Genomic DNA, 12,532 nt, shown 5'->3' on the forward strand with positions numbered 1-12,532 from the left:
ATTATGGTTTTAAAAATTCGATAACTTTTGAGGTGATGAATGCTATTTGCTCATCGTCTAATTCCGAATGCATCGGAAGTGAAATAACTTCTTTAACCAAACGATTGGTATTTGGGAAGTCTGCTTCCTGATAACGTTCGTCTGCGTAAGCTTTCTGCGCATGTAACGGAATTGGATAATAAATGGCGCAAGGAATTCCGTTGTCTAAAAGATGCTGCATGAGTCCGTCGCGGTCGCCATCAATAATTCGCAACGTATATTGGTGAAACACGTGGCAGTCGCAGATATCGCAAATAGAAGGTGCTATTATTTTCGGATGGTTTTCAAAAGCAGCTGAATATTTTCGAGCAGCGTTCTGACGAGCGGCGTTGTAAGTATCCAAATGTGGCAACTTGGCGTTGAGCACGGCTGCCTGAATACTGTCTAATCGCGAGTTTACACCTACAACATCGTGGTGGTATCTCACGTACATTCCGTGGTTTACGATACCGCGTAAGGTGTGCGCAAGTTCGTCGTCGTTGGTAAAAATTGCACCTCCATCGCCGTAACAGCCTAAGTTTTTTGAAGGAAAGAACGAGGTTGCTCCTACATGTCCGATCACTCCCGCTTTTCGCTTGCTGCCGTCCGAAAACTTGCAATTGGCGCCGATAGCTTGTGCGTTATCTTCAATTACATACAAATTATGTTCTTCTGCCACACGCATAATTGCTTCCATGTTTGCTGCTCTTCCGAAGAGGTGCACCGGAACAATTGCTTTGGTTTTTGGTGTGATGGCTTTTTTAATGGCTTCGATGGAAATGTTCATGTTTCCTAATTCTACGTCAACCAAAACAGGAGTAAGTTGCAATAACGCAATTACTTCGACGGTTGCTGCAAAGGTAAAATCGGCTGTAATCACCTCATCGCCTGGCTGTAAACCCAAGCCCATCATTGCAATTTGCAAGGCATCGGTACCGTTTGCACACGGAATAACGTGCTTTGCACCTAAATACGCTTCTAAATTTTTTTGAAACGAAGCAACTTCAGGTCCGTTGATATAGGTATTGGTATCTAAAACTTCTTGGATTTTGGCGTCGACCACCGGTTTTATCTTTTCGTATTGACTTTTTAAGTCAACCATTTGAATTTTTCGCATGTGTATGGAATTTACCGCGCAAAAGTAAGAAATAAAGCAGTTGCTAGCTGTCAAGAAAAAGAAACGTATTTTCGCAATCGAAAGCTTTTTTACATGTACACGCTTTATTCTTTACTCGTTCGTTTGGTTGAACTCTTGCTGCCACTTGTTGCACGGAACTCCGTTAAACTCCAGCAATTTGTATCGGGCAGAGCCAATGTTTTCGCACAGTTGTCGGATTTTATGCGTTCGAAGCCCCAGACCATCTGGTTTCACACCGCATCTCTTGGCGAATACGAACAAGGTTTACCGATTATAGAAGAAGTAAAAAAGCAGTATCCGAACCACAAAATTGTGCTGACGTTCTTCTCACCTTCCGGTTATGAAATTCGCAAAAACAATAAAATTGCCGACCTAACGCTGTACCTTCCTCTCGATACAGCTGCTAACGCGAGAAAGTTTTTGAATCTGCTCAATCCCGAGCTCGTATTCTTTGTCAAATACGAATATTGGCCCAATTATTTGAAAGAAATGAAACGCAAAAACACCAAACTTTTCTTGGTTTCTGGCGTTTTCCGGTCTAATCAAATTTTTTTTAAATGGTATGGCGGTTTCTACCGAAAGGCACTAAATGCTTTTACCCATTTCTTTGTACAAAATGCTTCTGGTGCCGAACTATTACGAGGAATCGGATTTCAAAATGTTACCATAAGTGGTGATACACGTTTCGACCGTGTGGCAGCAATTGCCGCAAACGTAAAAACACCAGACTGGCTCGCAGAATTTAAAGGAGCCAATACTTTAATTGTCATTGGCAGTAGTTGGCCAAAAGACGAGCAATTGTGGGCAAACTATATTAATAGCAGCGAAGCCGACACTAAATTTTTGTTCGCACCGCACAACATAAAAGCAACACAAATTAGCGAACTTCAACAACAGCTGCACGTACCTTATAGCACGTACTCGAATATGAAGGTTGAGGAACTTGCTGCTTCACGAGTACTCATTGTTGACGCTATCGGATTCCTGACCAGCCTTTATGCTGCCGCAGATATTGCTTATGTAGGTGGTGGCTTCGGAAACCCAGGCGTACACAATGTTTTAGAGCCCGCAGTTTTTGGAACTCCAGTAGTGATTGGTCCTAATTACAGTCATTTTGCAGAAGCTACAGCTTTGGTACAAAACGGCGGTGTATTATCAGTTGACTCGGAAATGGCTTTGCGTGATAAAATTGATTTACTGCTGAATGAACCCGATGTGGCAGCTGAAGTAGGACATATTGCGCAAACATTTGTTCAAATGAACACGGGAGCGACAGCAAGTGTGATGAAGTATTTAGGTAATCTGTAGGTTTCTCTTCAAATAGCCGATTTGGAAAAGTCTATTGCTCAACGTTTTTGAACATTGAAAATCCTTCGATTTAAAACGAAAATCCGCGATAGCTCGCAACAAACTACCGCGGACATGAACAAATTAAAAACTACTTTTTATTTGAATTATATTGTTGGGCCACCAGCCATAATTTCGGCGTTGGCGAACGATTCAAACTTGCTGAAATTATCTTTAAACTTTGCGGCAAGTTCTACTGCTTTCTGATCGTACAAAGCAGCATCCGACCACGTATTTCTTGGGTTCAAAACCTCTGCTGGCACATTTGGACAGCTGGTTGGAATTTCCATACCAAAAACGTCGTGCTTCTGGTAGTTTACTGCATCTAACTCGCCATTTAACGCAGCGGTAATCATCGATCGTGTGTAAGCTAATTTCATTCTGGAACCAGTTCCGTACGCACCGCCCGTCCAACCGGTATTGATTAACCACACTTTCACACCTGCTTCTTGCATTTTTGCACTTAACATTTCGGCGTATTTTGTAGGATGTAAAGGCATGAATGGCGCACCAAAACAAGCAGAGAAATTAGGTTGTGGCTCATTTACTCCAGCTTCGGTTCCGGCAACTTTTGCCGTGTAGCCCGAAATAAAGTGGTACGCCGCCTGACCAGGCGTTAAACGAGAAATCGGAGGAAGGATACCAAATGAATCGGCAGTAAGGAAAAAGATATTCCTTGGATTTTTTCCTATAGAACCCGGTTGAATGTTTGCAATATGCTCGATGGGATACGAGACGCGTGTGTTGGGCGTAATCGACGTGTCTTTAAAATCAACGTCCATTGTACCTTCTTTAAAAACAACATTCTCTAAAATGGCACCCGGCTTAATAGCACGAAAAATATCCGGTTCGCTTTCTTCTGTTAAGTTTACAACTTTGGCATAACAACCGCCTTCAAAATTAAAGATGGTATTTTCGGATGTCCAACCGTGTTCGTCGTCGCCAATTAATTTTCTGTTTGGATCGGCGGATAAGGTAGTTTTTCCAGTACCTGACAAACCAAAGAACAAAGCAGTATCGCCCGATTCGCCCACGTTAGCGCTACAATGCATTGGCAATGTATTTTTGAAAACAGGCAACATGAAATTCAAGGCTGAAAAAATTCCTTTCTTCATTTCTCCGGTGTAGCCCGTTCCGCCTACTAAAGCAATTTTTCGCGAAAAATTTAGAATGGCAAAATTAGACTGTCGGGTTCCGTCGCGCTCGGGCACAGCTTCAAATCCTGGTGCACAGATTACGTGCCAATCAGGCGAAAAACCTTCCAATTCGCTAGCGTTAGGACGCAAAAACATATTGTAACAAAACAAATTCGACCAAGCAGTTTCGGTAACCACACGAACGTTCAATCGGTAATGTGGATCGGCACACACGTAACTTTCACGAACAAAAACTTCTTTATTGGATAAGTAATCGCAAACACGATCGTACAGCGCATCAAATTTTCCGCTATCGAAAGGGATATTCACTTTGCCCCACCAAACGTGCTCACGGGTAATGTCGTCCTCAACGATAAAACGATCCTGAGGCGAACGCCCTGTAAACGCACCCGTGTTAATGGCAAGGGCGCCTGAACTAGCAGTAACACCTTGGCCTTTCGACACCGTTATATTGTGTAATTCTTCCGGACTTAATTGATAATGAACTTGTGCGTTTTGAATTCCTAAGGAAGTTAACGAAATCGATTTCGTAATCAAGGCGTGGTTGTCCATAATTTTATGAATTGTGTTGCATTAAAATTTGCTGTAAAAGTAAAAATTATTAAATTACAACGTTGTAGTTAAGAAAGATTTTCTTTTTTCGAGCGAAAAATATGGTAAATTGTTAAAATCCAAGCGGCAATCATCAAAACGCCGCCTATTGGTGTTATAGGTCCTAGGAATTTAACATTTATTCCGAGGTTCGTTCCAAACAATAAGCCAAAGATAGATCCTGAAAAGAGCATTACGCCCGCCAGACAGAGCTGTAAAATACTGTTTGCTTGTTTCTTAGAAAATGAATACGAAGCTATTGCCACCAAAAATAAACCGTTGTACATCAAATAGCGCACGGCAACTTCGAAGGTTTCCAACTGATTTTCCGTAAAGATTTTCTTCAAGGCATGGGCGCCAAACGCACCGGCAACAATACTAATTACGCCAAGAATTAATCCCGTACTTGCTACTTGCTTATTCAAAACCATAAAATTCGAGTCTAGCCAACAAAGGCAATTGTTTACATTTGCGCAAATCTGCACACAAAGCTATGAGAAATATCTTGATTGTTGGTGCCGGACGATCGGCTTCTTCACTTATAAAGTACTTATTGGATAAAGCGGAAACAGAACAGTTGCATCTGACCGTAGCCGATTTGTCGGTCGAACTCGCCCAAAAGAAAATCAACAATCACCAAGCGGCAACAGCAGTGGCATTCGACATACACGATGCCGCATCGCGAAGCAAACTCGTTTCCGAATCCGACCTGGTAATATCGATGCTGCCTGCTCATTTGCATATCGAATTGGCAAAAGATTGCTTGAAACACAGCAAACACCTCGTTACTGCAAGCTACATTAGCGACGGCATGCAAGCCCTAAACCAGGAAGCCATTGAAAAAGGATTGGTATTCATGAACGAAATTGGATTAGATCCGGGAATCGACCACATGAGTGCCATGAAAATTATTGACGAAATTCGAGCTAAAGGCGGAAAAATGCTGCTATTCGAATCGTTTTGCGGCGGATTGGTAGCGCCAGAATCCGACAATAATCTGTGGAATTACAAGTTTACTTGGGCGCCTAGAAACGTTGTTTTGGCCGGACAAGGCGGTGCCGCGAAGTTTATTCAGGAAGGAACGTACAAATACATTCCGTACCACAAATTATTCCGACGTACCGAATTTTTGGAAATCGACGGTTTTGGCCGATTTGAAGGCTACGCCAACAGAGACAGTTTAAAATACCGCGAAGTGTATGGCTTGCAAGATGCACTGACGTTATACCGCGGAACCATCCGACGTGTAGGCTTTTCACGAGCTTGGAATGTTTTTGTTCAATTGGGAATGACCGACGATTCGTACATCATCGACAATTCCGAACAACTGAGCTACCGCGAATTTGTTAACCTCTTTTTGCCACACCATCCGAGCGATTCGGTCGAAATAAAACTTCGTTTAAACGCAGGTATCGAACAAGACGACGTGATCTGGGACAAACTTCAGGAACTCGATCTCTTCAACCCAAACAAAATTGTAGGTATCAAGAACGCGACGCCCGCAATGATTTTGGAAAAGATATTAAGCGACAGCTGGAAACTATCTGAGGATGATACCGATATGATTGTCATGTACCACAAAATCGGCTACGAACTCGAAGGCAAAAAGGAGCAAATCGACGCCACCATGGTTTGCCTCGGCGACGACCAAACGTACACGGCTATGGCTAAAACAGTAGGCCTTCCCGTTGCTATCTCGGCATTGATGATTCTCAATAAAGTAATTACAACACCGGGCGTGCAATTGCCTATTGCCAAAGAAGTTTACGAGCCCGTTTTACAAGAATTGGAACAGCACGGCGTAATATTTAATGAGAAAGTTGTAGATTACAAAGGTTACGGAAATTAAGGTACGTTTATGAAAATCAATGCGCTACAAATAGAAATTGACGGAATCGACAAAGAAATCCTACGCGAACTAATGATCGATGCCCGAAAACCCATACTGCAAATAGCCAATAAAGTAGGTATTTCTGGAGCTGCCATTCATCAGCGACTTCGAAAACTAGAACAAGCGGGCGTAATCTCAGGTTCTAAATTCACTGTCAATAATAAAGTATTGGGATACAGCACTATGGCGTTTATAGGTATCTATCTCGACAAAGCTGCCCGAAACCCGGAAGCTGTGCGCGAATTAAAGAAAATCCCCGAAGTTTTGGAATGCCATTACACCACAGGAAATTGGTCGATTTTAATAAAAATCATTTGCCGCGACAACGAACATTTAATGAATTTGTTGAATAATAAAATTCAGGTTATCGATGGCGTTAGCCGTACAGAAACATTTATTTCCTTAGAACAACAGCTCGAGCGTCAAATTCAATTATAAGGAAGTAGCTCACCGTAATTCCATAAAGACTTCCTGCTGTTTTAAAGCGATTTAAGTTCTTTACGTACTTTTCGCTTAGCCAGAGAGCTACAAACCACAATCTTTCGCAAGCAGCTTTGCTACTTCTGGAAAATTGTTTTCAATGAAGAATTTCTGTAAATCCAAACTTCTTTTTTCGGGATTTATTCTTAATCTGTAGGCAAGTTTTTGTTGACACAAGGAGCACAATCGCAAGGAATTACGATCTAACTCAACGATATGATTACAGCCATTCATCAAGCACTCATTTCTCACGCAGTGTGTTAATCCGAACATGTGCGCAGTTTCGTGAGATGCCACTTTGATAAGTCTGCTAAAAGCTACTTTTGGATCCTCGCTTTTGAATCGATAAGTGCTCGTTATTCCTACTCGGTTGGCGTAATTTGCAAGTCCAAAAACATAAATCCAGTCATTTCCGGGATAAATATCATTTTCGGTTAAAGCCATTGTGGCTATATAATTGGTGAACGGCGATTGAGTGAGTAGCGTATCATTGATAAATTTTGCATTTAACTGCAATTCTAGGTCGTAACCCGTTCGTGAATTTTGACTGTTTGGGACTAATATTTGGCTGTTGTTAATGCGCACATTCTTTTGAAAAAACAAGCTTAAATACGTCGCACATTTCTGAAAATCAGGATTGAAATGTACTTGAGAAAAACCAACAGGCTGTATGCAAATAACTTGAGCCGTTGTTGAATCGATGGGCTTATACTTTTCGATAAAATCTTCGTACGAGACAAATTTCTCCGGATGACTCAGGAGCCAATCGCCACCTCTACTAGGGAGTTTTTTGTGGTCGTTTTGGCGTGCGGCGGCGAAGAATGGATTTTCCTGCTTACACGAGATAAAGAAAACAGATAAAAACAGAAAGAAATAACGCATACAAAAATATTTGAAAGATAAACCGAGTAAAAAGCAACTCTTAATTGTTTGGCTAACGGACGTTCATTAACTAACGAATAAACAGGTAAATTAGTACATCATAACACGTTCCTCGTCAGATAAACCGTTGATGGCGTTAACCATTTTTGAACTGTATTTCGTTCTTTACTTCGTTGCAAAAATCCTATCAAGTTTTGTCCTGAAGCTAAAACACCTAATTTCATTATTTGGCCAGCATTTCCCGCGCTTCGTTGCTAGTCCGCGTGGGAAACCGGTTTTTTGTAAACCTGAGTTCGATTTAAAAATTGCGGTCAGAAAACAGATAAATGGTTGATTACAAGGCAGATTTGTTTTGGGATACTATAGTATCGCAAAAAAATCTAACGAAGTAAGCGGCCGTTTATCTGTTTAGCGTAAAAGTTGTTCCTTTCCACTGCTAAATGATTTTACAATTAGTTGATTTCAAGCGATCTGACAAAGATTTTTAATCGAAATCAGGTTTTAAGCTGCGTATCGGCTTCCGCTGGTCGCCGCCGCGCGCCAACAAAAAAATCCGCTTTCCCACTGTGGGCTATCCACTGCGCTCGGGGCTGGGAAAGAGTGCCCAAAAATAACGCCTGAAATGAACGAGCTTAAGCCGTATTCAAAAGCACAAGATTTGTCCTTGCAACAAATTATCTTTTTGCAAATCAATACAATACTTACTGAAAATTACACTGATTACCAGCTCGCTATAAACGAAAATCTGATATTTGCGATACGAGCTGCACAGCACGATTGCATGGGCAGCCTACCCCACCACCGAAACCCGCGCTGCTACTTTTTGTGCCTGCGCGGTGATGTATTCGATTTCTTTGTCTAAATCGCCGTAAACCAACGCAACGCCCATCCGGCGATAGGGTCTTGAAGTGGGCTTCCCAAACAAACGCACATCGCTGTTCGGAACCGAAAGTGCGGCATCTACTCCTAAAAAGCGGGGAGAATGGCTGTCTGCAGCAGCTAAAATCACAGCACTAGCGCCCTTTTTCAACAGCTGAATTTCATTAATAGGCAATCCCAACACGGCACGCGCGTGCAGCTCAAATTCGTTTAAATTTTGGGTGCCCGCCAAAGTTACCATGCCGGTATCGTGCGGTCTGGGCGATAATTCCGAAAAGTAAACCGCTGTCTTCGAAATAAAAAATTCAACACCAAACAAACCCGCACCTCCCAAAGCTTCCGTTACTTTGGCCGCCATTTGCTCGGCTTCACGAAGCTGCTGCTCCAACATCGGCATCGGTTGCCAACTTTCCTGATAATCGCCGCGCTCCTGACGGTGCCCTATCGGCGGGCAAAACAAAGTCGGTCCGTTTTGCTGCGTCACGGTTAGTAAAGTAATTTCGTAATCAAAATCAATGAAAGCCTCTACGATAACTTCTACTAAGTCGCCTCGCGATCCTTCCACGGCATATTGCCAAGACTTCGAAATATCGTTTTGTGATTTTATAACCGATTGTCCTTTGCCGGAAGACGACATCAAAGGCTTTACCACACAAGGCATGCCCACCTCGGCAACGGCTGCTCGTAACGACGCTTCGCTGGTAGCATAGCGGTATTCGGCTGTTTTCAGATTTAAATCGATTGCCGCTAAATCGCGTATCGCTTTTCGATTCATCGTAAAATTCGCGGCTTTTGCGCTCGGTACAACCTGAATGCCCTGCTGCTCGTAGTCGTAAAAACGTTCGGTACGTATCGCTTCAATTTCAGGAACAATTATATCCGGACGGTGTTTGGCAATCACGGCATCGAGCGCCGAACCATCGAGCATGTTTATCACTTCGTAAGCATCGGCCACTTGCATAGCTGGTGCATTCGCGTAACTATCGACCGCCACCACGTATTGCCCCAAACGCTTACAGGCAATCACAAACTCTTTTCCAAGCTCGCCGGAGCCTAGAAGTACGATACGTTTTTCCATACCTTTTATACAGAACACCAAGCGTTTGGACGGCTAATGCTATCGTAAAGTTCGATGCATCAACTAGTAAACCGCGGCTTGAATGCGATTAAATGCTTCGATAAGCTGATTTTCTGCGGCAGCGTAAGAAATACGAATACAATTCGGATTTCCAAATGCGTCTCCGGTTACCGTTGCTACGTTTGCCTCTGCAAGCAAATACAAGGCAAAATCGTCGGCGTTTTTAATTTCTGTGCCGCGCAACGTTTTCCCAAAATAATGCGAAACGTCTGGAAACACATAAAACGCGCCTTCTGGTACGTTGCACTTAAATCCGGGAATCGATTTCATTTTTTCAATAACCAAATCCCGACGCTGGTGAAAGGCTTGTACCATTTTATTCAAAACGCTCGGATCTGCTTGTAATGCTGTAATTGTAGCTCGTTGCGCAATAGAATTGGCCCCGCTGGTAACTTGACCCTGAATTTTAGTACAGGCCTTAGCAATAGCCTCTGGCGCGCCAATGTAGCCAATACGCCAACCGGTCATGGCAAAAGCTTTAGCCACACCATTTACGGTAACGGTTCTATCCAACATGCCTTCAATCGAGGCAATACTGCAATACGATCCCGAGAAATTTATATGCTCGTAGATTTCATCACTTACTACTATAATCTGCGGATGATTTTTCAATACCGCGCACAAAGCTTCCAATTCTGCTTTGCTGTAAACCGAACCACTTGGATTACAAGGCGAGCTAAACCAAAGCATTTTTGTACCTGGCGTGATCGCATCTTGTAATTGTTGCGGCGTTATTTTAAAATCGGATTCTACCGAAGTGGGCACCACTACCGGAATACCTCCCGACAACTTGATCATTTCGTAATAGCTTACCCAAAACGGTGCTGGAAGGATTACTTCATCGCCGTCGTTTAACAAAACTTGAGCAATATTGTACAAGGATTGTTTTGCACCTGTTGAAACAACAATATTCGCAGGTTTGTAATCAAGCTGATTGTCGCGTTTGAACTTCTGACAAATCGCTTCTTTTAATTCGGCGTAACCATCGACGGGCGTGTAGGTGCTGTAGTTTTCGTCGATCGCTTTCTTTGCCGCCTCTTTAATGAAATCGGGCGTGTTAAAGTCGGGTTCTCCCAAGCTTAAAGAAATAATGTCTTTTCCTTGAGCTTTTAATTCGCGTGCCATGGCAGCCATAGCAAGCGTTTGCGAAACAGCAAGATTATTGATTCGATCAGAAAGAATGTAGGTCATGATATTAAACTAGAGACGGATTTCCAAGTGCTTTTAAATGTCTGAAATGGGCATATATAGCCGAGCGAGTGGTTTTAAACTCGTAGTATGGCAAATTGCATTCTTTGGCAGTTTGCTTTACAATTTCGCCAATCTTGCCGTAGTGAATATGGCTGATATTCGGGAAAATATGGTGCTCTATTTGATGGTTCAAACCGCCTGTGAACCAATTTATAATCGGATTTTTAGGTGCGAAATTCGCCGTAGTGTAGAGTTGGTGAATGGCCCACGTGTTTTCCATTTCACCGTTTTCGTTTGGCGTTGGATACGAGGTTTGATCTACCACGTGCGCCAACTGGAAAACGATACTCAAAATCAATCCGGCGGTATAGTGCATTAAGAAAAAGCCCAAAAGTACTTGCCACCAAACGATTCCGATAAGAATTGGCAACAGAATCCAAATACTTACGTATAACATTTTGGTAATGATTAGCGTAGTCCATAAAATCTTCGGACTCTTCTCTTTTCCATAAAACAAACGACGCTTTAAATAGGCACGCATTTGTTTGAAATCGGTGGTTATAGCCCAGTTAAATGTGAGCAATCCGTACAGAAATACGCTGTAATAGTGTTGGAATTTGTGAAAACGATGCCACTTCGCTTCGGTTGTAAAGCGCATGACACGTCCGGCGTCAAGATCTTCATCATGACCATGAATATTGGTGTAGGTATGGTGCAACACATTGTGCTGAACTTGCCAATTGTACACGTTTCCGGCAAGCACATAAATGGTTGAGCCCATAAATTTGTTGATCCAACTTTTACTGGAATACGAGCCGTGGTTTCCATCGTGCATTACGTTCATACCCACGCCAGCCATTCCTACTCCCATAACTACAGATAGCAGCAACATGGCCCACAAAGGCATGTCGAGGGTTAAGATTAAGAAATAAGGTGTCAGGAAAATAGCGAACATAATCACGGCTTTCAGGTGTAATTTCCAGTTGCCGGTTTTAGAAATATTGTTGTCTTTGAAGTAAGCATTCACGCGGCTGTTGAGGGTTCGGAAAAACTTCGCGGTGTCTTGCTTAGAGAAATTCGGAATTGTGGTATTCATAAAAAATTGTTGTGCTCAAAGGTAAAGAATTAGAGTGGAGCACGATGCATGAACGTAAAATTTTAGGTTTTGTTTTATCTGCGAGCTTTCTTTTATTTGGGCAATGCGCCGCAACGGATTTTCTCCTAAAACGAATGTTCATAGCGGCGCCCGCGCTTTTTGCTGCAACTCCTCGCTTCCGATCGTTACTGGAAACGCTTCTCGTCGCTGCGGGGTTTCCGCGTCAATCGCTATTGCGAAAACGTTACTTGGCGACGTTCGCCACTTGACGTTTCGTTTCTGGGGAAGCTAGAAAATAGAAGTTAGAAGCTAGACTCCGCGACGTTCACCCTTGTACGTATCATGCTCCCTCCCTAACCCACAATTCGTTGGAGCATGAGCTTGTCTAAGGCTGGTGCGATTTTTGGGTGGATGGACACGTTCTGTGTTTTCCTCAACGGTACCCTATTGCGCAAAATTCTGTGAGGTTCAGTGTTTTCTGTGCGCTTAAAAAGCTGGTACGTGCGTTTGTCGAAGGAAAAACATTGTGTCCCTTGTGAAACACTTTGTGTAACATTGTGCTCCCTCGCTGCCTGAGCTTGTCTATGCTAACCGCAAAGAGCGCAAAGATTTACGCAAAGCTCGCAAACTGTTTAATCAGTATTAAGATGGGAGTATTAAGTATTAAGACTTCGATGAATTCACTCTTTTACGTTTCATCTTCCCTCCCTAACCCACAATTCGT

10 protein-coding genes are annotated in these 12,532 nt (G+C 42.8%); 3 read left to right on the plus strand and 7 right to left on the minus strand.

All coding sequences use genetic code 11. From position 1 onward, the window contains the following. Position 1: 1 nt before the first annotated feature. Positions 2-1,135: a DegT/DnrJ/EryC1/StrS family aminotransferase gene (locus tag ACOVQQ_RS03355; protein WP_298142444.1), complete on the minus strand. Its 1,134-nt coding sequence runs from the start codon at positions 1,133-1,135 to the stop codon at positions 2-4. A gap of 93 nt (positions 1,136-1,228) precedes the next feature. Between ACOVQQ_RS03355 and ACOVQQ_RS03360 the strand changes: the two genes are divergently transcribed. Beyond that, positions 1,229-2,464, plus strand: coding sequence for a 3-deoxy-D-manno-octulosonic acid transferase (locus ACOVQQ_RS03360; RefSeq protein ID WP_421816936.1), 1,236 nt, complete (start codon positions 1,229-1,231; stop codon positions 2,462-2,464). Between the two features lie 146 nt (positions 2,465-2,610). Here the strand turns inward: ACOVQQ_RS03360 and pckA are convergent, their stop codons facing one another. Together pckA and ACOVQQ_RS03370 are read right to left on the minus strand one after the other, a co-directional pair. Next, positions 2,611-4,212 carry a phosphoenolpyruvate carboxykinase (ATP) gene (gene pckA / locus ACOVQQ_RS03365; protein WP_421816937.1) on the minus strand — a complete coding sequence of 534 codons (1,602 nt, stop codon included), beginning with the start codon at positions 4,210-4,212 and terminating at the stop codon, positions 2,611-2,613. Between the two features lie 68 nt (positions 4,213-4,280). Continuing rightward, positions 4,281-4,676, minus strand: coding sequence for a DUF423 domain-containing protein (locus tag ACOVQQ_RS03370; protein ID WP_421816938.1), 396 nt, complete (start codon positions 4,674-4,676; stop codon positions 4,281-4,283). Positions 4,677-4,744: 68 nt separating this feature from the next. Between ACOVQQ_RS03370 and ACOVQQ_RS03375 the strand changes: the two genes are divergently transcribed. Continuing rightward, the gene (locus tag ACOVQQ_RS03375; RefSeq protein ID WP_421816939.1) at positions 4,745-6,100 is read left to right on the plus strand and encodes a saccharopine dehydrogenase family protein; all 1,356 of its coding nucleotides are present in this window, start codon (positions 4,745-4,747) and stop codon (positions 6,098-6,100) included. A gap of 9 nt (positions 6,101-6,109) precedes the next feature. Beyond that, positions 6,110-6,580: an Lrp/AsnC ligand binding domain-containing protein gene (locus ACOVQQ_RS03380; RefSeq protein WP_094486215.1), complete on the plus strand. Its 471-nt coding sequence runs from the start codon at positions 6,110-6,112 to the stop codon at positions 6,578-6,580. Between the two features lie 87 nt (positions 6,581-6,667). Here ACOVQQ_RS03380 and ACOVQQ_RS03385 read toward each other — a convergent pair whose 3' ends face one another. The 4 genes from ACOVQQ_RS03385 to ACOVQQ_RS03400 all read right to left on the minus strand — a co-directional run bounded on the left by ACOVQQ_RS03385 (position 6,668) and on the right by ACOVQQ_RS03400 (position 11,808). Beyond that, on the minus strand, positions 6,668-7,504 hold the full coding sequence (locus tag ACOVQQ_RS03385) for an archaemetzincin (protein WP_421816940.1): 837 nt from the start codon (positions 7,502-7,504) through the stop codon (positions 6,668-6,670). Between the two features lie 790 nt (positions 7,505-8,294). Beyond that, the gene (purT, locus tag ACOVQQ_RS03390; RefSeq protein ID WP_421816941.1) at positions 8,295-9,461 is read right to left on the minus strand and encodes a formate-dependent phosphoribosylglycinamide formyltransferase; all 1,167 of its coding nucleotides are present in this window, start codon (positions 9,459-9,461) and stop codon (positions 8,295-8,297) included. Between the two features lie 63 nt (positions 9,462-9,524). Continuing rightward, on the minus strand, positions 9,525-10,712 hold the full coding sequence (locus tag ACOVQQ_RS03395; protein WP_421816942.1) for a pyridoxal phosphate-dependent aminotransferase: 1,188 nt from the start codon (positions 10,710-10,712) through the stop codon (positions 9,525-9,527). Positions 10,713-10,716: 4 nt separating this feature from the next. Then, positions 10,717-11,808: a fatty acid desaturase family protein gene (locus ACOVQQ_RS03400; protein ID WP_421816943.1), complete on the minus strand. Its 1,092-nt coding sequence runs from the start codon at positions 11,806-11,808 to the stop codon at positions 10,717-10,719. Positions 11,809-12,532 lie beyond the last annotated feature (724 nt).

Origin of the sequence: Flavobacterium sp. (assembly GCF_049240005.1) — a bacterium.
Taxonomy (GTDB): Bacteria; Bacteroidota; Bacteroidia; order Flavobacteriales; family Flavobacteriaceae; genus Flavobacterium.

Coding starts and splice junctions, on each gene's coding strand:
- ACOVQQ_RS03355 (WP_298142444.1), bottom strand. CDS start 1,135: ATGCGAAAAATTCAAATGGTTGACTTAAAAAGTCAATACGAAAAGATA.
- ACOVQQ_RS03360 (WP_421816936.1), top strand. CDS start 1,229: ATGTACACGCTTTATTCTTTACTCGTTCGTTTGGTTGAACTCTTGCTG.
- pckA (WP_421816937.1), bottom strand. CDS start 4,212: ATGGACAACCACGCCTTGATTACGAAATCGATTTCGTTAACTTCCTTA.
- ACOVQQ_RS03375 (WP_421816939.1), top strand. CDS start 4,745: ATGAGAAATATCTTGATTGTTGGTGCCGGACGATCGGCTTCTTCACTT.
- ACOVQQ_RS03380 (WP_094486215.1), top strand. CDS start 6,110: ATGAAAATCAATGCGCTACAAATAGAAATTGACGGAATCGACAAAGAA.
- ACOVQQ_RS03385 (WP_421816940.1), bottom strand. CDS start 7,504: ATGCGTTATTTCTTTCTGTTTTTATCTGTTTTCTTTATCTCGTGTAAG.
- purT (WP_421816941.1), bottom strand. CDS start 9,461: ATGGAAAAACGTATCGTACTTCTAGGCTCCGGCGAGCTTGGAAAAGAG.
- ACOVQQ_RS03395 (WP_421816942.1), bottom strand. CDS start 10,712: ATGACCTACATTCTTTCTGATCGAATCAATAATCTTGCTGTTTCGCAA.
- ACOVQQ_RS03400 (WP_421816943.1), bottom strand. CDS start 11,808: ATGAATACCACAATTCCGAATTTCTCTAAGCAAGACACCGCGAAGTTT.